Origin of the sequence: Paraburkholderia sp. J76, assembly GCF_905220295.1 — a bacterium.
In the GTDB taxonomy this organism is placed as follows: domain Bacteria; phylum Pseudomonadota; class Gammaproteobacteria; order Burkholderiales; family Burkholderiaceae; genus Paraburkholderia.
On record NZ_CAJMZJ010000001.1, the window covers coordinates 487,944 to 509,564 of the forward strand.

Here is a 21,621-nt window from a genome sequence, read left to right on the forward strand (position 1 = left end):
TGTCTATAGTTAAAGTGCTTTCTCAAGCCCCTGATGCGACGCGGTAAAAGTTGCGCCATGCACCAAGGGCACTGGAGGACCCGATGAGACGCACCAAGACGCAGTCGCTACGTTACCAGGTCGAAAAGTGGCTCGCGCCCACCACGCCGGTGCATGTCACGGCATTCGGCCATACCCGCTCGGGCAATGCGCGCTACGTGTGCGTGGAGACGCACCAGACAACGGGGTTTCACGCACTGTTCTTTTTCCGGCACGACGGCGGTTACTGGAATGTATTTCCGCCTGCGGGTGAAGAGGCGCTGTGACTTGGGAACGCTGTGACGTGGGAATCTAGTCAGGTATCCCATGTAACTGCCGGAATTTCACTGCACAGCCGCTTCCTCGACACACGCGAGAAAGCGCGCGGCCGCCGTGGTGAGCGGGCGTTCCCGTCTTTGCACGACGTACACGTCCATATCGGGAAACGACTCGTGAATCTTTAGCTCACGAATCCTGCGGCGCTTCATCTCCAGTTCGAAGGTCGGCAGCGTTGCCACGCTAATCACATCGGTCTTCGAGATCAAGGCCACGGAGGGCGCGAGGGCCTGGCAGCGCACGATCCTGCCCGGTGCGGAAAGACCCAGTGAATGGAAGTAAGCGCTAAAGCCCTTGTCGATTTCGTCGCCGGGCTCGCAGGGCACGAGCCATTCGGCGGTGTGCAGCATCGACATCGATCGCGCCTGCGAAAGGGGATGGCCCTGGCGCGCCACGACCAGCAACGGCATCGACATGATTTTGCGCTGCTCGGCGAAGTCGGGCCATTGCGTGTCTGCAACTGCCGTGATGACGGCGAAATCGGTGTCTCCATCGCGCAGCGCATCCAGCGCGGCGGGCAGCGGTAATTCGCGAACGGTCACCGACGTATCGGGATCCTGTGCGCGAAACTGCCCGAACGCCTGGGGCAGCAAGGCACACGCAACAGCCGAGGAAACGGACACGGCGACTTCCGCGCCCGCGCCGTTGAGCATGGCCGACAATTCTTCGTGAATGTGTCTTACGTCGTTTACCAGCATGCGCGCGCGGCGCTGGAACACGACGCCGTATTCGGTGAGCGCGATGCCGGAAACCGAACGCACGACTAGCGGAACGCCCAGCGTCCGCTCCAGTTCGCGGATCGTGACCGTGACGGCAGGCTGCGTCAAACGCAGTGCGCGCGCGGCGCCGTGGAGGCTGCCCTGCTCGGCCACACTCAGGAATACCCGCAATTGACGAAGTTTCATTCTGCTCCATGAGATAAAAAATCGTTATCAAGGCGGTTTTTTTATTGCCTTGTGTACCGCTGCGTTAGTCATGATCATTGTGACCGAACGCACGCCTCGCGTGCATCTCATCGGGGTCACCGCATGGTAATAAAAAAATATTTCTCCGCATCGTATGCGCAGGCACGCGAGCGATTCACGGCGGCCGCGCGCGCCGCCGCGTTCGAACTCGGGCAGGTCGTGCATCCCACGGCCGTGGGCCCCGATGACGAAAACCTCTCGATCGACCTCGCCATTCATGCGCCCGCTGGCGCTCGCGCGCTGCTTATCGTCACTTCGGGCACACATGGCGTCGAGGGTTTCTGCGGATCGGGGTGTCAGGTTGGCTTGCTCGAAGACGCGGGTTTTCTTGCCGAAGCAAAACGGCGCGGCGTCGCGCTGTTGATGATTCACGGCGTAAACCCGTATGGATTCGCGCATCTGCGCCGCGTGAACGAGGACAACGTCGATCTGAATCGCAATAGCGCGGACCATCCGGCGCTCGCCGACTCGAATCCCGGCTACGTTGCACTCGATCCCTTGCTGCTGCCGGACGTATGGCCGCCCAATGCGGCTAATCAGGCCGCGATAGGCGCTTACATGCAGACGCATGGGGAAGAGGCGCTGCGCAATACGGTGTCGAAGGGACAGTACGCAGTGCCGGACGGCATGTTCTACGGCGGTTCGCGAACGAGCTGGAGCACGCAGGCCGTTCAGTCGATATTGCGCGAGCATGCAGGCGGCTATCGCCGCATGGCGTGGATCGACCTGCACACGGGACTGGGTCCGTACGGTCACGGTGAAAAGATTTTCATGAGCGCGGATCGCGCCGAACTGGAAAGAGCGCGCCGTTGGTGGGGCAACGACGTGAAGCCGGTTCATGAGCCGGGCTCCATTTCGGCCGACGTGCAAGGCCCGATCATGACGTTTTCGTACGATGAATTTCCCGGCGTCGAAAAGACGACATTGGGCCTCGAATTCGGCACTTACGACGCCTTGCAGGTATTGCAGGCTTTGCGCGCCGATCACTGGCTCCATCGTCATCCGCAATGCGAGGCCGCCGCCGCCGCGCGGATCCGGCAAGACCTCAAGGAGGCGTTCTACTGCGACAACGACGAATGGAAGGGGCTGATTTTGGGGCAGATGCGGGTTGTCGCGTCGCAAGCCGTTGCCGGTCTTTCGGAAGGGGACCCGGCCGTCTCCGGCTAAGAAAGACGGCACGAGACATCGGATTCCATCGAATCTTGCATGACCATTGATATGGAATCCGAAATAATCGCACCAGAAAAATCATCGGCAACGCAACACATAACTATTTTAAAGACCATATCTAAAGGTAGGAGAGTCATGAAGATGGCGAAGCAACGGAAATGGCCGCTCAAGGCATGTGCGGCCGCCGCGGCGGTTTGTGCGGCGAGCGCGGCGCATGCGGACGGGAGCGTGACGCTGTACGGTATCGCCGACGTCGGCGTGATGTATCTGAGTCATTCGACTCCAGAATTCAATGGCAGCACGGGCACGGGTCATGTGTTCCAGTTGACCAACGCCGGCTATTCGCCTTCGTTGTGGGGCTTGTCCGGAAAAGAGGATCTGGGCGGCGGCGTCAAGGCGGAATTCAAGCTGGAGAGCGGTATCAATCTCGCCAATGGCGGCTTCGATAATCCGGGCGGCAATAACGGGCTATTCAACCGTATTGCCGAGGTGGGCCTGTCGAGCGACTTGGGTACGGTCAAAGCCGGCCTGCAGATTTCGCCGTTCTTCAACATCATTTACGCACTCGATCCGCGCGGCGCCGGCGAATTCGGCAGCATTCTCACGCCCGTCAGCGATAACAGTCTGATCGCCGCTGTGTTCATGCCCAATTCGGTGTCGTATACGTCGCCCGACATTGGCGGGTTCCAGGCGGCGGGCCTGTTCGCCCTCGGCGGCGTCGCCGGTTCCTTCCAGACCGGGCGCGCGTGGTCGGTCAGCGGGCGCTACACCAACGGCACATTCCTCGCCGCGGCGGCGTACATCAGCACTAACAATGCAGCCGACAGCGCGCTCGCGAGCGTGGGTCAACTCTATCCGATCAACGTCCGCGCCTATACCGCGGGTATGAGCTACAAATTCGGCGGACTGACCGCCAAGGCCGCGTTTGCCAATTTCAAGGCGAACAACGTGCCGGTCTCGGCGAATCCGTCGCTCATGTATTCGACCAATACGAGCGTGAATATCTACAGCGGCGGCTTCGATTATTTCCCGCTGCCGTATCTCGATCTCAATGCGGGTATTTACTACCAGCAAGACCGCGTGAATTCCGGCGGCCATTCGGTGATGGGCGCGATTGGCTCGCAGTTCTTCCTCTCGAAGCGCACGGCGCTGTATGCGCAGGTCGGTCTTGTCAACAATACTTGCGCGCGCAACGGTGTGTGCCTGGGTTCGGGGCTGACGGTGGAGAGCGGCGGCAGTGGCGTGGGGGGACTGCAAGGGCTCGGGTTGGCCGCCGAAGGCCTCGGCCTGCCGCCGGGCACGACGGTCGGCGCCAACGTCGGCATTCGCACGACGTTCTGATGCGGGCAACCTCCATCAAACATAACGGAACCACATGACCATGGGTATTCGAAAATTCGCCGCTATTGTCGGCGCTGTCACGGCGTTGGCTGCGTTCAACTCACGCGCACAGACCACCGATTCCCCGGTTCCGGCGGCGGCCGCATCGTCGGCCAGGGCCGTCCGCAAGGCCGACCACGCGCTTGAAAAGGCCGTGCGTAAAGCGCTTGGCAAGGACAAAGCCGTGGACGTGACCAACGTGAACGTGCGAGCGCGCAACGGCGCCGTGACACTGCTCGGCACGGTGCCCGAACAAGGGCAGGTGGACGCTGCCAGGCAGGCCGCGCAAGGGGTGGCCGGTGTTGCGTCGGTCAACAATGCGTTGACGGTGAAGGGCGTCGCGCACTAGGGCAGGGAGGGGCGGACGATCGCCTGCGCTCTATTCTCCAATACATCGAGGCCGCTTCCTCTGCGAAGCAGCCTCGATGCCTGGAATATGAATGCCCCTCAATGCGGCACGTTCACCACGCCGTCGTTCGCGCGAATCGCATTGCTGCCCGGGTTCTCCACGATGGCGGGCAGATTCGCGAGACCCAGCGGCGGCGCGGCGCCCGGACTGCCGCCGCGCGGGATCGTGCGGATGACCTGCGAAGGCGGCAGCGGCGTGCCGTTCTTCAGGTGACTCCACATGAGATTGAGCGCGGCGATGTTGTAGTAATGAACCGGCACGAAGTGCGTGTCGAAGCCCGGCACCGCGAGGAAGGCGTCGAAGTGCTGCCCGTTCATCACTTCATATAGCGACACGTGGCTGCGCGAACCTTCGCGTTCGCTGTTTGCCGCGAGGTACGCGCGCGAAGCATGATTGATCGGCACGAGCGCGTCGCTGCGGCCTTGCACGATGATCGCGGGCTTGCCGTGCAGGTTCGCATTCACGCTGATCGCCTGAACGCTCTGGCGCATGCGCGGATTTCCCCGCGTCCACAACGCGCGTAGACAGGCCGCGCCCGCGAAGCTCGCGTCGGGCGTGGCGAGCCGATGATCGGCGCCGCCCGGCGGCGTGACGTTATAGACGAGACTGATCCCGTTGGTCGGCGGCACACCGTTACCGAGTCCGAAGATAGTCGGCATCGGCGAGACGGCGGGCGCAACGCCCGCCGCGCCCGTCGAGGCGTTCGTCGTGCCGAAGCTGAAGCCGCACAGGTTGTCGAGCACGCTCGCTCTCGTGTAGGCGTCGGCATAAGTCACGGCGACAGCCGGCACCGCCTGTGAATCCCACATCGGCGCGTGCAGCAGATCGGAGTCCGCTTCATAGCCGGCTTCGTGCAGGCGTGCGAGCGCGTCGTTCGCCTGCGCCTGCGTGTCGCCGCCGCGAATGTAGCCTGCCGCCGCGAGCGAGGTGCAGCGCGCCTCGCGGATGGCCGTTGTGGTCGCAACGGGCAGCGCCGTGAGATAGGGCGCGCCGGCGGCGGCGTCCGCGAGCGCGGCGCAGGGTTGCAGCAGGTTCGCGAGCGTCATGTAGTCGGCGAGCGGTTTGCCGGCCGCCGCGATACGTTGGCCGCCTTCCCTGACCTGCGCGTCGCCGGGCATGCGCACGTTGATTTGCGGCTCGCCCACCACGACAGCCGTAATCCACTTGCCCGTATCTTCTTCAGCCGCCGCGAGCGACGCCCCGCCGCCGTTGCTCACCGAAGCCGCGATCGTCGTGATGTCGCCGGGCGCGTAGCGCACGCCGCGATTCGCCGCATCCACGCGCGGCCCGAACTGCTGGTTGAGCACCCAGTAAGCGAACTGGACCGCTTCCAGCGTGTCCTTGCCCCAGTCCGCCTCGGGGTTCAACTGGGAATGCGCGTGCTTGAACGCATAGCGGTTCGGAAACTTCTGGTTGTACGCGGCGAGCGCGCCAGCCGGCACGTTCGCGGTAAAAACGCTCGTGCGTCCTGCCGTTGTGGCGTCGGCGGTGCGGCCGTCGATCAGCGTAACGAGACCGCTCATCAGCTCGTGCGCCCCGTTGCCCGTGCCTTTGTCCGTATAGGCAACGGCGCAGCCGCGCTTGAGTCCCCACTCGCCGGCCGCCGAGATCGCGCCATACACGCCGCGCGAACCGGACGACGTGGCCGTTACGATGCACGGGTTCGCCGGATTGAAACTGGTTGGCACCTGCACGAGCAGGCTGACGTTCTGGCGGCCGCTGCCGTCGTCGCCAAACGCGAGATATTCGGTGCCGGCGATTTTTCCTTCGCCCAGGGTGTCGTTGCCGTAGAGATCGACGTTGGGCCCCCAGAAGCGGCCATAGCCGCCGTTCGCGCTGATGTCCACGAGCGCGCGATAGTTCGACCAGATCGCAAGCCTGCGCAATTCCGCTGCGGTGGGAGCCGCGGGGTTCGCGATCGCGGGTTGCGCCCCCGCGAGCCCCGTTTTGCCGAGACCGGCGGTAAGCAGATCGTCGGTGATGCCGTCGTAGCTCGTGGTTTGCAGGCTGCTCGCCACCACGAATGGCGGCATTCGGTTGAACGCAGCGTGATTGGCGTTGCTTTCGGCGGCATACACGCGTGGCGCGAGCGCCGCGCCTGCCAGGGCGATCGCGGCGCCGAGCCGCGCCCGCTTACGTCGGACTGCGAACGGAGTATCTCTCATGGGTGTTTCCTTATTAAATTCGTTGTTGTCGGATCAGGACGCACGGCATCGGGAAGCCGTTTCGTCGTGCCGGCAGCGCGGCACCCATGGACATTAGGACATCCTGAAAGCGGATACCAGGAGAGATTGCACGCGCGGTTCAGGGTTACTTGCAGAGCAGGAGCAAACGCTCCTGATCGGAACATGGCCGCCCATCGGCTTTTTGCGCGGCTGGGGCGCCTTGTGCGGTGGCCGGACCTCTTGCGGCCTGCACCGCGGCACGATGCGCGAAGCACGCCTTCAACCGTCGCTCGACGGGCTGATAGTATTGCCAGCCCTTGCCGAGGCCGGGCAGATCGGGCTTCACCTGCTTCCACTTCGGATGGCCGTGTTCCTGCAGGTTGTCGAAGTTCTCGCAGAGCGAATCGGCAAAGCGCTTCAGGTTGCCGACCGTATCGCGCAGGTTGTAGTCGTAGGTCACGAGAAAGGCCTTGACCGTCCACGTCGGCACGTCTTCCTTCAGCCAGTTCGGATAGCTCGATACGTGGATCGTCGCGGGATAGTAAGTCTGCTTTGCGCGCGCCGTTTCCGGCGCGTTCGGATCGACGCGCAGGAAGCGGATCTGCTGCAGCAGCTCGGGGTTCATGTCGGTAAAGAGCTTGGCCGGTTGCCCGGCGACGATGATCGCCACGTCGATCTTCTTGACGATGAGCGCCGCGAGCGCGTCCTCGTTGCTCAGGTGCTGCGCGTTCTGCTCGGGAATCGGCTGGCCGAACATGAGGCGGTACAGCGTCGTGGCCGACTGGGCGGTGCCGCTGCCGATCAGGCCCACGCTCATCACCTTGTCCTTGATCTCGTTGATCGTCTTCATCGGCGAGTCGTTACGCACGACGAAGTAAATTTCCTCGTCGTAGAGCGGCATGATGAGCCGAAGCGGCCGGATCAGCGTGCCGGCCTCCTCGTTGCCGGAATTGGCCATGTCGACATAGGCCTGGTAGACGTCGGACTGCACGAGCGCGAGCTTCACGCCGGGCTCGAAGCGCATGCGCTGCACGTTTTCGGCCGAGCCTTTCGACGGAATCACTTCGAGGTCGATGCCCGCCGGCTGCGCCACCCATTTCGCCAGGTCCTGGCCGATCTGTATGTATGTGCCGCGCTCGGGGCCGGTCACGATCTTGTAGTTCGCATCCGCCGCGGCGGCGACGGCGAGCGCCGAGAAAAGCAGGGCGGTCAGCGCCGCCACTCCCGCCAGAGTCGTTTTCAGCATGGTCTCTCTCCCGCCCTGTTTGTGATGCGCGTCTGACTTCGATATGTCGATATGTTATGGAATCCTTCTCAATGCGAAGCGGCCGCTGGCGCGGCGTGCGTCCAGCCGTTTTGCACGATGGCGCGTTGCCGTGCGTCGGTACTGTTGTCGCTGGTGGCGCCCGTCGTTGGGTTTGTTGCAGCGTTGGGAACATTCGACGTATTCGGGACGCCCGGCACATTCGGCAGCGGCGGCGGCGATGCATTCGTGTTCCAGTCCTGCGACGACGGCAGCCGCGCCGTATTCGCCGCGCGCGGCGCGGGTGGCACCGCGGCGTTCCCTTGCTGGGCGCCATTGGGCGGGTTGAGCGGCTTCCACGCAGTCGATACGATGGCGCGCTCCATCAACGATTGCGCGGCCTGGCTGCTCGAATCGATCGCAAGCGCCTCTGAAGCCTGTTGCTGCGCGCACGCCCAGTCTTTCTGCGCGACGCAGCGGTCCGCGCTTTGCAATGCGCTATCGCGCCGTTGTTCGCGCGCCGCGATTTCGCTTTGTATCGCGTGCGCCTCCTCGTTGCCCGCATCGCGCGCGAGCACGGCATCGGCCGCGGCCTTCGCGTCGAACAGGTTATTTTGCGCGAGGCTGGTACGCGCTACGCGCAGGCCATCGGCCACGTCCGTGAATTGCGGCGCGGCGCGCGCAGCCGGTGCAGGCGCCGGCGGTCTCGTACTGGTTTCCGTGCCCGCCGTGGAGGGCGCCTCGCCGACCGGCTGCGTTGATGCATTGGTCGAAACCGAGCCGCCCGACGAATGCAGCGTTTCTTCGCTGGGCGCGCCCTCGCGCTGGCGGTTCGTGCCGAGCAGCAGATAAGTACCGTAGGCGAACGCGAGAACGAATGCGATGACGAACAGGCCTCGCGGGAATATCCATTGCCCCGGCTGGGAAGATCGCAGGTTGCGTGCGAATTCCATGAAGTGCCGGGTGCCATTTTGTGCCGCGTTCTGTGTCGTGCTCTGCGCGGCGGGCGGGTAGTCGGGGTTCAGCGATGGCCCCTCGGTTGCGGGCGCTCCCGCCGGCGCCATCTTCGCGGCCGCCGGTGCGGGGGGCGTCGCCGCTGTGGCGCCGAGAGGTGTGAGCGTGGCTTTGGGAGGCGTGCCAGGCACCACCTTGTCGAGCGGAAATTCGGTGCCGCAGTAAGGGCAGAATTCGAAGTTCTCGTACAGCAGACCGCCGCAACGCTTGCACGCGGAGGGGAAGTTATGGTCGCGACCAATCTGAGCGGACATGATGTCGTCCCACCGTTATGGCGATGCCATTTCGACATGCCCAGAATCGTCGTTGAAGCGAAGCGCGCGGCCTCGCGGAACTCACGATCTGCATGCACAGGAAAAGCGGCGGAGCCGACCGAGCGCAGCCGCGTGAAGAAAATATGGTTGATTTCCCACAGCGCGTCAATCGTCGTTGTTGCCTGGCACCCAACGGCTTGGGGGCTCTATTCTGATGAAGAATGACGTTCTGGAATTTTTTTCGCATCCATGCGATGCGGGCGCGCCGCTGTTTTAATTCGAATTATCCGTTTTTCATAAAACCCGAAAACGGCAATGCCCAGCCGCGCGCGGCAGCGGGGGAGCCAATGGTACGCTTGGGCTTCTCGAGATCACGTGGCCGGAGATTGCCTATCATGAAGCGTTTGTGCTGCGCAGCGTTCCTTGCCTTATTGATAGCCGGTTGTGCATCATCGCCGCCGCCCGCTGCCGACACGAATACTTACATGCTGCACGCGCCCGATGGCCCGTATGCCGGCGCGCCCGCTTCGAAGCCGCCGCGGCTTACCGTGGGCGTTAGCGATCCCGACACGCAACTGATTCTTCCGTGGTTTCTCAACGACATCATCAACTTCGTGAATTACCGCTAGTTTTTCATTCCTTCTTCCAGGCCCCCGGTAAACCCTCCCTTGAACCCTGAAAATCCATTTCCTACTCTATGAAACGTTTCAGTTCGCACCGATAAGACGAATAGCATCGGCGATCCGCCGCGCACGAATAACCTCGAGCGAGCAGACCCGCATGGACGAGCGCAAGAAAAGTGCCAGTACGCTCAAGGACGTTGCGAACGCGGCGGGTGTCTCGCTGGGCACGGCTTCGAAGGTGCTCGCCGGGGCCGCGAACGTAAGTGAAGCGCGGCAGCTAAAGGTCTGGGAAGCGGCCCGCAGACTCGGCTACCGGCGCAACAGTCTGGCCGCGGAATTGCGCAGTTGCCGCTCCACGTCCGTCGGTTTCGTCGTACCCGACCTGACCAATTCATTTTTCATCGAACTCGTTTGCGCGCTCGAAGATCACGCACTCGAATCCGGCTATCGGCTCATTCTCGCGCACGCCCAGGAAGACCCGGAACGCGAAGCGGAGCGCATCCGCTTCGTTCTCTCGCGCCAGGTGGCGGGCATGATCATCATTCCATGCCACGGTTACGAGCACGCTATCAGCGAACTGCGCGAATGCGACGTGCCGCTCGTAATGGCTGACCGCGTGGACAACAGCTTTCCCGCCAACACCGTGACGAGCGACAGTCACCGCGCGGCGATGGATGGCACCGGACATCTCATCGCGCTCGGTCATCGCCGCATTACGTTTATCGTCAATGCGCTCGACCTCGTGAACAGCCGCGAGCGCGCCCAGGGCTATCAGGACGCCATGCAGCGCGCCGGGCTGGCGCAATACGCCAACGTCGTGGTGTGCGGCATGAGCGACACCGAAAGCCACGCGACGACACTAGGTTTGCTCGCCGCACGCGAGCGCCCCACGGCGCTTTTCACGGGCGCGAACGTCGCGACGCTGGGTGCGCTGCGCGCGATACGCGATGCGGGCCTGCATTTGCCCGACGATATCTCGCTGCTTTCGTTCGACGACGCGCCATGGATGTCGGTGCTGCGTCCCGGCATCAGCTCGATTCGTCAGCCGGCCGAAGCGATTGCACGCGGCATCTGGAATCTCCTGCACAAACAGTTGCAGGGCGAGACCTCCGAGATCGTGCATTTGCGCATGCGTGCCGACTTGCGCGTGCGCGAAAGCACGGGCCCGATGCGGCATGACGAACGGGGCGCAGCGGCGAGCGCCGCCGCCGCGCCGCCGCTATAACGTTTTATTTTTTGCAGCGCCCGAGGCTGGCCGCACGCGCCGCCCGGTTCACACAACAAAGGAGACAGGGCAATGGACAGTCAACGACGCATTCTGATTGCAGGTCTGGTCGCCGTGCCGCTCGCCGGCGCAGCGGGTCTTCTCGGATCGCTCAGCACGCCCGCGTTCGGGCAGCAGAAGAAATACCGCTTCGGCTTCTCGCAGGTAACGACGGTCGAACCCTGGCGCGTGCAATTCAACAAGGACATGAAAGCCGAAGCGGCGAAGCATCCCGAGATCGATCTGATCATTGCCGACGCCGGCGACCGGACCGACAAGCAGAATGCCGACATGGAAAATTTCATTGCCCAGAAGATGGATGCGATTTTCATCTCGCCCAAGGAGTCGGCGGGGCTTACCGGCGTGGTGGAAAAAGCCTATAAGGCAGGCATTCCCGTATTCGTGCTCGACCGCGAGGTAAACGGCGAATCTTTTACTCAGTTCATTGGCGGCGACAACGTGCAGATCGGCCGCGAAGCCGGCGCGTTCATCGTCAAGCTGATGGGCGGACCGGGGCACGCGCAGGGTAATCTCGTCGAGGTGTGGGGCGGCTTCGGCGCGCAGCCCGCGCACGACCGCCACGATGGCGCCGCGAGCGTGATCGGCAAGGAATCGGGCATCAAGCTCGTGGGCGAGCGCGTGGATTGCGACTGGAAGCAGGACAAGGCCTACGAGTATATGAAGACCGTGTTGCGCGTGAATCCGAAGATCGACGTTGTCTACGGGCACAACGATCCCATGGCTTACGGCGCGTATCTTGCGGCCAAGGATGCGGGGCGCGACAAGAGCATCAAGTTCGTGGGCATCGACGGCTTGCCGCAGGAGGGCGCGACCTGGGTTGCGCAAGGCCTGCTCGCCGGCACGTTCATGTATCCCACGCCCGGCGCGGAAGGCATACGCCAGGCGCTCAAGCTGCTGCGCGGCGAAAAGATCCCGAAGAAGGTCACGCTGCCGACTCAGGGCATTTTCGCCGACAACGCCAAGGCGTATATTGCTAGCCACTCCTGAATGAATGCCACTGCCACCGCGCCGCTGATCGAGGCCGCAGGCCTGTCGATATCGTTCAACGGCAGCGCCGTGTTGTCGAGCGTCGACTTCGATGTCGCGGCGGGCGAGGTGCATGCGCTCGTCGGCGAGAACGGCGCGGGCAAATCGAGCCTCATGAAGATGCTCGGCGGCCTCTATACGCCGGACAGCGGCACGATACGCGTGCGGGGCGTGGCGACGCGCCTCGCGAGCGTGAACGACGCGATCGACGCCGGGATCGCGGTCATTCATCAGGAACTGAATCTCGTCGATACGCTTTCGGCCGTCGACAATATTTTTCTCGGCAAGGAACCGCGCACGCGCTGGGGTTTTCCGGACCGGCGCGCCATGCGCGCGGCTGCCCGCGACGTACTTGGCCAACTGGGCTTTCGTGCGAGCCCCGACGCGCTCGTCGGCGCGCTGCGGGTGGGCGAAAAGCAACTGGTGGAAATCGCCAAATCGCTCGTGGCCGAGGCGCGCGTGCTCATCATGGACGAACCCACTTCGGCGCTCTCGGACGCCGAGACCCACGCGCTCCTCGCGCTCACCAGACAGTTGCGCGAGCGCGGCATGGGCATCGTGCTGATCAGTCACCGGCTGGGCGAAGTCTTTGCCGTCGCCGACCGCGTGACCGTGCTGCGCGACGGCCGGCGCATTTCGACGCTGCCGGTCGCGCAGGTGGAGTCCTCTACGGCGCTGGTCTCCATGATGATCGGCAAGGACTTCGCGCCGCCCGAACGGGGCGCGGACGAAGCGCCGCGCGCTCGCGGCACGAGTGTCGAGGTGCGCAATCTCTCGCTGTGGGGGCCGGCGCGCGCGATGGTGCGCGACGTGTCGTTCTCCGTGCGCGAGGGCGAAGTGTTCGGCCTCTCGGGGCTGCTCGGCGCGGGCAAGACCGAAGTGCTCGAAGCCATCTACGGAATCTCGGCGTACCGGCAGGACGGCGACATTGCGATCGCGGGACAGCGCCGGTCGTTCAGGTCTGCGAACGAAGCCGCGCAGGCGGGTCTCGCCTTCGTGACCGAAGACCGCAAGAAGGACGGCCTCGTGCTCGACCAGTCGCTGGAAGCGAATATCGTGCTGCCCTCGCTGCCGCGTGTGCCGGGCTTTCCGTTCTACAAGCGGCGCAGGTTGTGCGGCTGGGCCGCCGAACAGGCCCGCGCCTCGCGGGTCAAGCATCGCAGTCTTGCGCAGAGCGCCAATAGCTTGTCGGGCGGCAATCAGCAAAAGCTCATCATCGGCAAATGGCTGATGACGAAGCCGCGCATCCTGTTGCTCGACGAGCCGACGCGCGGCGTGGACGTCGCCGCCAAAGCGGAAATTTACCGGCAGATACTCGACGCGGCGCGCTCGGGCGTGACCGTGCTGATCGCCAGTTCGGAAATCGACGAATTGACCCTGCTGTGCGACCGCATTCTCGTGCTGTGCGAAGGGCGAGCCAAACAGATCGTGCCGCGCAGCGATTTTTCCGGCGACCTGCTGATCGATCTTGCTTCGCCCTGAGTTTTCCCGAATCGCCCTGACTGGAGGCTGACCATGCAGCGTGTGCAGGACCATGTCGCCGAGCCGGATGCGCCCACGCGCAGGCGTCAACTCGGCACGCTCATGACGCATCTGAAGTACTACGTTGGGTTGATATTGCTGCTTGTGGTGGGCGCGTTCACCTCGCCTCACGCAACCGATGGCAGCAACATCTTTCTTTCCAGCGCCAATATTTCCGACGTGTTTCGCGAGGTCGCCAACGTCGGCGTGATGTCGATCGGCATGACGCTCGTGATCATCACCGCGGGTATCGATCTTTCGGTCGGCGCGATCATGGGGCTCGGCAGCGTGCTGACCGCGATGCTGCTCACCACAGAGGGATGGAACCGGGCGACCTATGCGTCGCTCGTGCTCAATGCCGTCGCGGTGTTCTCGATCGTATTCATCGTGCTGGGCGCATGGCGCAGGATGCAACCCATGAGAGGCGTGCGCGGCGGCGTCGCGCTGCTGTGCGCGGCGCTGGCGTGTCTCTACATTGCGTTGCACGCGGCGCACCGCATGCCGCTCGCGGGCGTGCTGTGGATCGTGCCGCTGGCGGGCTTTACGGTGGGCAGCATCAACGGATGGATCATCACGCGCGGGCGCATGCAGCCCTTCATCGTCACGCTCGCGGCAATGGTCGGCGTGCTGGGCGCCGCGCGGCTGATCGCCGGGCAGGATACCGCCGTCTATTCGATATACAGCGGCACGAACGCCACCGCGGATATCGAGAATCTTCGCGCGCTGCTATTCAATGTGATTCCGGTGCCCGCGCTATTCTTTCTCGTAATCGCGCTCGTTTTCAGCTTCGTGATGAACCGCACCGTGTTCGGAAAGTACCTGTACGCGATAGGCGGAAACGAGAAATGCGCCGTGGTTTCGGGACTCGACGTCAAGCGTTACAAAATGATGGCGTATGCCATTTCGGGGCTGCTCTCGGCGCTGGTCGGCGTGCTTTATGCGGCGCAGTACCGCCAGGGAAAGGCCGATGCGGGGACCGGCTGGGAACTCGATGCGATTGCCGCCGTTGTGATTGGCGGGACGAGTCTTGCCGGCGGTATTGGACGCATATCGGGCACGGTGGCGGGCGTGCTGATCTTCGGCTTCCTCGGCAATATTCTGTTGCTCAACGATATCGACAGCAATACGCAGTTAGTCCTTAAAGGACTGATTATCGTGATTGCCGTGTTTTTGCAGCAGACCGATTATGGCCACGGCGGCTGGCTAAAACGGATCAAACGCGCCGTTGCCGCGTTTAGTGCCAAATAACGTACGGCGTGTGGACGATAACGCTTTCGTCCACACGCAACATTTTCACTGTTCAGCGCCCACGCGCCAGCCAGCTATCCACCGATTGCACACCCGGAACGGCAGCCGCCGTGCGTTCGGCCAGCGCGACCTGTTCATGCTCGGGTACGAAACCGAGCAGCCTGACCGTGCCGCCGCGGGCAAATACAAATACATGAGACGTGCTAATACCGTTGCGCGCGAAACTGACCCGCACGTCGTGCGCGAGTTGTGAGTCGCTGGCTCCCGAGTCGGTTTGCGCCTGAACGGCCGGCACGATGGCGCCGGAAATGAGCAATGCGAGGGTGGAAGTGACGATGGCTTTCACGATACCTCCTTGTGTGGCGGAAGCGCCGGTCGAAGTCGAAAGGCAAATCACTCCGCGCGGTGGGCCGGCGAAAGTGACGCTGGTGTGTGCGGGTGCATTGCGTTCGAACGGGACGTCGCGCGCGCGACGTGGCGGGGAACAGCGGGAGTCGAGGCGCAGGGTGTTGCATGCCGCGATCGTGTGACGCCGGAAAGCCCGCGGAATTCATGCCCGGTCCCGCGCTGAAGAGGCTTGCCGGCAAATCTCAACTCGTTGCCCGGCAGGGTATACCTTGATCATAGTCGCTATCGCCCGCGTGTGCTGATGACAGCGCTTTCAAGCGCTTAAAAGAAAGCTGCAGACGCAACGGGCAAGAAATTTCGTGTCGTCGTTGCAACTTCACAACATTGAGGCGCTGCGTTTGAAAGCGCTGTCAAGCGCGCTTTGACCGATGTAATACGGCTGTCAGGAACACTTTCCACGCCGCGCCTATTTCTCTTCACGACCGCAAACGGATTTGCGCGACTCGTGACCACAACCCGATGGTCACGAGGCAGGGGCCTACTCCGGCCAGGGGCGGTGTGCAAGCGTTAGCGGTAACAGCGTTTTCCCTGGACCGCGGGTTCGATACACGGGGCGGGGGCGTCCCTATAATCGCCTCGAAATGTGATTCGGGACATTTCAGTGAGACAGCCTGGTAGGTAACGTGTAGAGCGCACGCGACCTGCGCGGTTTGGAGACGCCAAAATATATATAGGATATCTAATGAAAAAGAAGCTTATTGCTTTGTCGGTGATGGCAGCAGCGACGACCATGGCGCACGCGCAAAGCAGCGTCACACTGTATGGCCGTATCGACAACGGCGTGCAATACGAAACCGGCCTGCCGGGCGGCAACCGGTTCGCGGCGCAAAGTGGCGACTGGGGCTGCTCCTGGTTCGGCCTGCTGGGCGCGGAGGACCTCGGCGGCGGCACGAAGGCGGTATTCCAGCTCGAAGGCCAGCTCAATACGATGACGGGCGCATCGGCGGGCAACCTGTTTGGCCGTCACGCCACGGTGGGCTTCAGCAACGACCGCTTCGGTCTGTTCAAGATGGGTAATCTCGGCGCGGGCGAACTCTCGCAGGACAGTTGGGGCGCCGACCCGCAGTTGATGCAGCGTTACGCCATTTCGACGCTGGTGCGCGGCCGTAACTGGGCGAGCACGAGCAATGGCGCGGAATACGACTCGCCCACGCTGTTCGGCGGTCTCGTGCTCAAGGGCCAGTATTCGCTGACCAACAACACGAGCTGGAACTCGGCGCCCGTGAACGCGCAAGGCGTGCCGACCGGGCAGGGCCGCACGAATGCGGTTGAAGGTATCTACACGTGGGGCAGCGGCGATTTTCGCGTGATCTACGACGAAGTTCGCGGCGCAGACGGCTCGTTCAACAACGTGTATTCGGCTTCGCGCTCGATTCTCGTCGGCGGCACGTATGTGCTCGGCCCGGTGAAGATTTACGCGGGCTACCAGCACTTGAGCGCACCGGACGCCACCAACGCAAGCGTGGGCGTGACCGACGCGTCGCAGCCGGCTGGCGTGAGCGCGCCGACGGCGGTGAACCACGAGTGGATCGGCGCGGGCTGGCAGGTGAACGACGCTTCGGCGATCACGGCCGCGGTGTTCCACGCGAACGCGAACAACGGTAACGGCAACGCCACGCTGTTCACGCTCGGCACCACGTACAACCTCTCGAAGCGCACGTTCCTGTACGCGGAAGCCGGCTACGTGCACAACAGTTCGACGTCGAACATCAACCTCGGAAACGGTCCTTACGGCAACAACAATTTCGACGCAGCGACAGGCACGTCGTCGAACGACAACCCGAACTATGGCCACAGCCAGACGGGCGTGTTCGCGGGCATCATGCACATGTTCTGATTTCAGTTTGACCCGTAGTTGTTGTGATCTCTTTGTGTCAGGTATTGCTTAATTCTCTTTCATAGAGAGGCCGGTGCGATCTCTCCTCCACCCTGGTCGCACCGGCTGCTTTTTCTACGTTTTAACTCCTTCGAATTCATATCCGGAATCGCTTTTTTTCATCGTTTGAAAGCGCTTTCAGGAAACGTTCAGGCGGAACTCATGACCGATGGCACCCCCGAAGCACCCGGCGCGCCCGATGTCTCAAAGGAACCCACTTCGGGTCCCAACGTGACGCTGGAAGAAATTGCGCGCGCAGCCGGTGTGTCTCCGAGCACGGTGTCGCGCATTCTGAACGGCAGTGCGCGCGTGTTGCCCGAAAAGCAGCGCGCGGTGGAAGAAGCGATTGCGCGGTTCAACTATCGGCCAAACGTGCTGGCGCGCAGTCTTGCGAGCGGACGCACCGAAACCATCGGCGTGCTGACGCAGGCCGTGTCGAGTCCGTTTTACGCCGAGTGGCTGCGCGGTATCGAAGAGGCGCTTTCCGAGCCGGGCTTCACGCCGATTTTCGTCAGCAGCCGCTGGAATATCGCCGATGAAAAAGCGCGCCTCGAGGAATTCATTGCGCGCCGCGTGGACGGAATCATTTTGCTGCACGCCCAACTCGACGAGCCAACGCTCGCCGAATACTCGCGTTACGCGCCCATGCTCGTGCTCGGGCGCTCGGTGCAAAACGGCGCGGCGCTGGCAGGCTTGCCGATCGACAACATGCAGGGCGCACGCGATGCGACGCACCATCTGATCGAACAGGGCCACCGCGAGATCGCGTTCATTGCCGGACCGAGCAGTCACGAGGATGCGATCGAGCGTCTCGACGGCTACCGCATCGCACTGGAAGAAGCGGGCATCGGCTTCGACGCCGATCTGGTCGAGCAGGGCGATTACCTCGAAACCGGCGGAGTCGCGGCGATGGAGCGGCTGCTGGTGCGCCGGCCCTCGTTGAGCGCGGTGTTCTGTGCAAACGATCAGACCGCCTACGGTGCGCGGCTTACGATGTTCCGCCGCGGCGTGCGCGTGCCCGACGACGTATCGCTGGTCGGCTTCGACGATCTGCCGACTTCTTCGTATATGACGCCGCCTTTAACGACAGTGAGGCAGCCGACCTATGAAATCGGCCGGCTCGCGGCGCAAGGCATCGTGCAGATGATCCGCAAGCAGCCCGTTGCGTTGAGCCCGATTCCGCTCACGCTGGTGACGCGCGAAACCACGCGTCGAATCGGCCCTTCGTTGGGCAACGCCGAGGAACGGACTTAACGTGCGTTGTGCCGTTTTTTTAGTTTTGCGATGAAAGCGCTTTCAAATAGCCGCGCGCAGAAAAAAAATCGATAAGTATTGCGAATCAATGGAACAGGGGAAGCAGTTCGTAGCAGCAGGGGAGCATTTGAGCGTCACTCACAAACGTTTCACCAGGAGACAAGTCATGAAAACCCGCTTTACCGGCGTTGCCGCCGCAGTTTTGCTCAGCGTGGCCACTGTGGCCGCGCATGCCAATACCACGCTGACGGTCGCGGTGTTTCCGAAGCTGGACCAGGAAATCAAGGACGCGCTTCCCGCGTGGAAGAAGCTGCATCCCGACGTCGACATCAAGGTATCGTCGCTTGCGATCGCCGATCACCACAACGCCATGACCACCGCGCTAGCCACCAGCTCGGACCTGCCGGACGTGATGGCCGTCGAAGTGGGCTTCATCGGCCGGTTCGCCGCGGGCGGCGGTCTCGAAAACCTCGCGAAGCCGCCTTATAACGCGGGTCAGTACAAGAACCAGTTCATCAATTACACGTTTGCGCAGGCCACCACGCAGGACGGTCAGATCGTCGGCATGCCGGGCGATATCGGCCCGGGCACGCTGTTCTACCGCAAGGACATTCTCGACAAGGCGGGCGTGACCGAAGCCGACTTGACCCGGTCGTGGGACTCGTATCTCGCGGCCGGCCAGAAGATCAAGAAGGCGACGGGCGCGTACCTGATGGCGTCGTCGCGCGATATCGAAGACATCTATATTCGCGCCGACCTCAAGGAAGGCGACGGCGTGTACTTCGACAAGGCCGGCAATCCGGTCGTGACCTCGCCGCGTTTCGTGAAGGCGTTCGAGCTGGCGAAGAAGGCGCGCGATCTCGGCCTCGACGCGAAGATCACGCCGTGGTCGAACGAATGGGCCGAAAGCTTCAAGCGCGGCACGGTCGCCACGCAAATGATGGGCGCCTGGCTCGGCGGCCATCTCTCCTCGTGGATCGCGCCGGACACGAAGGGCCTGTGGCGCGCGACCAATCTGCCTGACGGCGCATATGCATCGTTCGGCGGCACGTTCTGGGCAATTCCGGCGAAGGCCACGCAAAAGCAGTTGTCGTGGGAATTCATCAAGTTCCTCACGACGCGCCCCGACGAGCAACTCGCTTCGTTCCGCTCGATCGACGCTTTTCCCGCGCTGCTTTCCGCGCAGCACGACGACTTTTTCGCGCAGCCGGTGGCGTTCCTCGGCAACGAAAAGGCGCGCTTGATCTGGCGCGATGCGGCTTCGCATATTCCGGCGATCCAGCGCAGCAAGTATGACCAGGTCGCCGAAGAGGCAGTTCACTCGGCACTCGACAAGGTGGTCGACAGCAACGAAGACATCCACCAGGCGTTGCAGGAAGCGCAGGCGGAGATCACGCATCGCGTCCGCCGTTAAGCGGTTTTGATGAAACGGCGCGGCATGCTCCGCCGCGCTTTAAAGCCCGCTGCAATTGCGTGGCCGGTCGCCGAGGCCGGCCACGCCCGAATGGACGGAACCATTGATGAACTCTCCACTGCCCATCACTGAACAGGTCGCCCGGGACGGGCTGGTCCGCGATACGCTCGCGCCGTTCGCCCACGCTCGCGGAAAACCGCGCATCAATCCGGTGAAGATCGCGCCGTACCTGTTTCTCGCGCCGTTTTTTGTGTTGTTCGCCGTGTTCCTCGCATTTCCGCTGCTGTTTTCGCTGTATCTCTCGTTCCAGAGCTGGGACGCGACAGCGGGATTGGCGAGCATGAAATGGGTGGGCCTGTCGAACTACACGTTCACGTTGACGGACCCGTGGTACTGGAAATCGCTCTATAACACCGCGTCGATGGCGGTCATGTCCGGCGTGCCGCAGCATCTCATTGCGCTGCCGCTCGCCTTCTTTCTGCAAACCGCATTTCGCCGCTGGCGCAATCTGGTGGTCGGACTGTATTTTCTGCCCTTCATTACTTCGAGCGTGGCGATTGCGCTGATTTTCTCCTCGCTGTATTCGACCGATTTCGGCATGATCAATCTCGCCATTACGGAAATCGGCAAGATTCCGGGCTTGCACTGGATCGTGCCTTCGAAGCCCATCGAGTGGCTGTACAACCCGGCCAATGTGAAGCCGGCGGTCTCCGTGGTCGTTTTCTGGCGCTACGTGGGCTGGAATACGGTGCTTTATCTGTCTGCACTGCAGACCATTCCGAAGGACATTTACGAAGCGGCGCGTATCGACGGCGCGAATGGCTGGCAACAGTTCACGCATATCACGATTCCGCTTCTCAAGCCGATGATCTTTTTTGCGGTCACGCTTTCGATCATCGGCGGGCTGCAACTGTTCGAAGAGCCTTTCATCCTGCTGCCGAACGAAGGCATGGGAACGAGCCAGTCGGGCTTGACCACGGCCGTGTACATGTATCGCACAGCATTCCACGACGGCGACTTCGGCACGGCCAGCTCGATTGCGTGGCTGCTCTTCATCACGATTTCCGCGCTGATGTGGCTCAACACGCGCATTTTCCACCGCAGCGGCATGAAAGAGGAGGCGCAGCAATGAAGCTGGCAAAAAACAAGGCGCGTTATACGGGTTATGCCGTCGTGCTGGCGGGCGCGCTGCTGATGTTCTCGCCGTTCTGGTTCATGTTCGTCTTCGCCACGCACACGAGTTCCGAGATTTTCTCGATGCCGCCGCCGCTCTGGTTCGGCAATGCGTTTCTCGACAACATGGCCTCGCTCATGCGTCATATTCCGTTCTGGCGCAATCTGGGCTGGAGCTTCTACACGGCAACCATTCAGACGGTGCTGACGCTGCTGGTCACCTCGATGGCCGGTTACGCGTTCGCGATGTACGAGTTCCGCTTCAAGAAAACGCTCTTTGCCGTTGCGCTTACGGCCATGCTGGTGCCGCCGTTCCTCAGCATGATTCCGACCTTCATGACGATGAACCTGCTCGGCTGGATCGATCAACCGCGCGCGCTGTATGTGCCGGGCGCGGCGGCCGCGCTCGGCGTGTTCCTCATGCGCCAGTACATTTCGTCGGCCATTCCGTCCGACCTGATCGAGGCGGCGCGCATCGACGGCTGCGGCGAGTTTCGCATTTACTGGAGCATCGTGCTGCCGCTGCTCGGGCCCGCGCTGGGCACCCTCGGGCTCATCAGCTTCATCCAGGCATGGAATAACTTCCTCTCGGCGCTCGTCGTGCTGCGTTCGCCTTCGATGTACACGCTGCCCCTCGCGCTGCGCATCCTGCAAAGCCCGACCAATTCGGACTGGGGCGCGGTGATGGCGGGATCGGCGGTCGCCGTGGTGCCGTTGCTGGTGCTGTTCGCTTTCACCTCGCGGCGTTTGATCGACGGTTTGACGACCGGCGCCGTCAAGGCCTGAGTTTCTGTTCATTCATCTCAAGACCGTTCGCGAAAGCGCGGACACCACTAATC

19 protein-coding genes are annotated in these 21,621 nt (G+C 62.5%); 14 read left to right on the forward strand and 5 right to left on the reverse strand.

Features of this window, described 5'->3' with window-relative positions; translation table 11 throughout:
- Nucleotides 1-83 precede the first annotated feature (83 nt).
- Nucleotides 84-305, forward strand: coding sequence for a hypothetical protein (locus tag U5768_RS02235; RefSeq protein WP_322028745.1), 222 nt, complete (start codon nt 84-86; stop codon nt 303-305).
- 57 nt (nt 306-362) lie between these two features.
- Here the strand turns inward: U5768_RS02235 and U5768_RS02240 are convergent, their stop codons facing one another.
- On the reverse strand, nt 363-1,259 hold the full coding sequence (locus U5768_RS02240) for a LysR substrate-binding domain-containing protein (RefSeq protein ID WP_322028746.1): 897 nt from the start codon (nt 1,257-1,259) through the stop codon (nt 363-365).
- A 123-nt stretch (nt 1,260-1,382) separates the two neighbouring features.
- Between U5768_RS02240 and U5768_RS02245 the strand changes: the two genes are divergently transcribed.
- The 3 genes from U5768_RS02245 to U5768_RS02255 all read left to right on the forward strand — a co-directional run bounded on the left by U5768_RS02245 (nt 1,383) and on the right by U5768_RS02255 (nt 4,218).
- Nucleotides 1,383-2,486 (forward strand): M14 family metallopeptidase, encoded by a 1,104-nt coding sequence (locus U5768_RS02245; RefSeq protein WP_322028747.1) that lies wholly within the window; start codon nt 1,383-1,385, stop codon nt 2,484-2,486.
- Nucleotides 2,487-2,624: 138 nt separating this feature from the next.
- Nucleotides 2,625-3,830 (forward strand): porin, encoded by a 1,206-nt coding sequence (locus tag U5768_RS02250; RefSeq protein WP_322028748.1) that lies wholly within the window; start codon nt 2,625-2,627, stop codon nt 3,828-3,830.
- Between the two features lie 34 nt (nt 3,831-3,864).
- On the forward strand, nt 3,865-4,218 hold the full coding sequence (locus U5768_RS02255) for a BON domain-containing protein (protein WP_415913830.1): 354 nt from the start codon (nt 3,865-3,867) through the stop codon (nt 4,216-4,218).
- 98 nt (nt 4,219-4,316) lie between these two features.
- On the opposite strand, the gene U5768_RS02260 is transcribed toward U5768_RS02255, so the two are convergent.
- The 3 genes from U5768_RS02260 to U5768_RS02270 form a co-directional block, all read right to left on the reverse strand.
- Nucleotides 4,317-6,443 (reverse strand): D-(-)-3-hydroxybutyrate oligomer hydrolase, encoded by a 2,127-nt coding sequence (locus U5768_RS02260; protein ID WP_322028749.1) that lies wholly within the window; start codon nt 6,441-6,443, stop codon nt 4,317-4,319.
- Between the two features lie 145 nt (nt 6,444-6,588).
- Entirely contained in the window at nt 6,589-7,689 is a 1,101-nt protein-coding gene (locus tag U5768_RS02265; RefSeq protein WP_322028750.1) for a TAXI family TRAP transporter solute-binding subunit, read from the reverse strand.
- Between the two features lie 68 nt (nt 7,690-7,757).
- A complete protein-coding gene (locus U5768_RS02270) occupies nt 7,758-8,954 on the reverse strand; it encodes a hypothetical protein (RefSeq protein ID WP_322028751.1) in 1,197 nt (398 codons plus the stop codon).
- Between the two features lie 485 nt (nt 8,955-9,439).
- Here U5768_RS02270 and U5768_RS02275 point away from each other — a divergent pair, with 485 nt between their 5' ends.
- From U5768_RS02275 to U5768_RS02295, 5 genes are all read left to right on the forward strand, one after another.
- Nucleotides 9,440-9,583 carry a hypothetical protein gene (locus U5768_RS02275; RefSeq protein WP_322028752.1) on the forward strand — a complete coding sequence of 48 codons (144 nt, stop codon included), beginning with the start codon at nt 9,440-9,442 and terminating at the stop codon, nt 9,581-9,583.
- 151 nt (nt 9,584-9,734) lie between these two features.
- Nucleotides 9,735-10,802 carry a LacI family DNA-binding transcriptional regulator gene (locus U5768_RS02280; RefSeq protein ID WP_322028753.1) on the forward strand — a complete coding sequence of 356 codons (1,068 nt, stop codon included), beginning with the start codon at nt 9,735-9,737 and terminating at the stop codon, nt 10,800-10,802.
- Nucleotides 10,803-10,874: 72 nt separating this feature from the next.
- Complete coding sequence (locus U5768_RS02285; RefSeq protein WP_322028754.1) at nt 10,875-11,849, forward strand: substrate-binding domain-containing protein; 975 nt, start codon at nt 10,875-10,877, stop codon at nt 11,847-11,849.
- Nucleotides 11,850-13,370, forward strand: coding sequence for a sugar ABC transporter ATP-binding protein (locus tag U5768_RS02290; RefSeq protein ID WP_322028755.1), 1,521 nt, complete (start codon nt 11,850-11,852; stop codon nt 13,368-13,370).
- Nucleotides 13,371-13,403: 33 nt separating this feature from the next.
- Nucleotides 13,404-14,657: an ABC transporter permease gene (locus tag U5768_RS02295; protein ID WP_322028756.1), complete on the forward strand. Its 1,254-nt coding sequence runs from the start codon at nt 13,404-13,406 to the stop codon at nt 14,655-14,657.
- A 52-nt stretch (nt 14,658-14,709) separates the two neighbouring features.
- Here the strand turns inward: U5768_RS02295 and U5768_RS02300 are convergent, their stop codons facing one another.
- Complete coding sequence (locus U5768_RS02300) at nt 14,710-15,003, reverse strand: BON domain-containing protein (protein WP_322028757.1); 294 nt, start codon at nt 15,001-15,003, stop codon at nt 14,710-14,712.
- Between the two features lie 744 nt (nt 15,004-15,747).
- Here U5768_RS02300 and U5768_RS02305 point away from each other — a divergent pair.
- From U5768_RS02305 to U5768_RS02325, 5 genes are all read left to right on the forward strand, one after another.
- Nucleotides 15,748-16,902, forward strand: coding sequence for a porin (locus U5768_RS02305; RefSeq protein WP_322028758.1), 1,155 nt, complete (start codon nt 15,748-15,750; stop codon nt 16,900-16,902).
- Between the two features lie 201 nt (nt 16,903-17,103).
- The gene (locus U5768_RS02310; protein ID WP_322028759.1) at nt 17,104-18,195 is read left to right on the forward strand and encodes a LacI family DNA-binding transcriptional regulator; all 1,092 of its coding nucleotides are present in this window, start codon (nt 17,104-17,106) and stop codon (nt 18,193-18,195) included.
- 166 nt (nt 18,196-18,361) lie between these two features.
- The gene (locus U5768_RS02315; protein WP_322028760.1) at nt 18,362-19,609 is read left to right on the forward strand and encodes an ABC transporter substrate-binding protein; all 1,248 of its coding nucleotides are present in this window, start codon (nt 18,362-18,364) and stop codon (nt 19,607-19,609) included.
- Between the two features lie 106 nt (nt 19,610-19,715).
- On the forward strand, nt 19,716-20,741 hold the full coding sequence (locus tag U5768_RS02320; RefSeq protein ID WP_322028761.1) for a sugar ABC transporter permease: 1,026 nt from the start codon (nt 19,716-19,718) through the stop codon (nt 20,739-20,741).
- Nucleotides 20,738-21,568, forward strand: a complete 831-nt coding sequence (locus tag U5768_RS02325) for a carbohydrate ABC transporter permease (RefSeq protein WP_322028762.1) — start codon at nt 20,738-20,740, stop codon at nt 21,566-21,568. The genes U5768_RS02320 and U5768_RS02325 overlap by 4 nt, the downstream gene beginning before the upstream one ends.
- Nucleotides 21,569-21,621 lie beyond the last annotated feature (53 nt).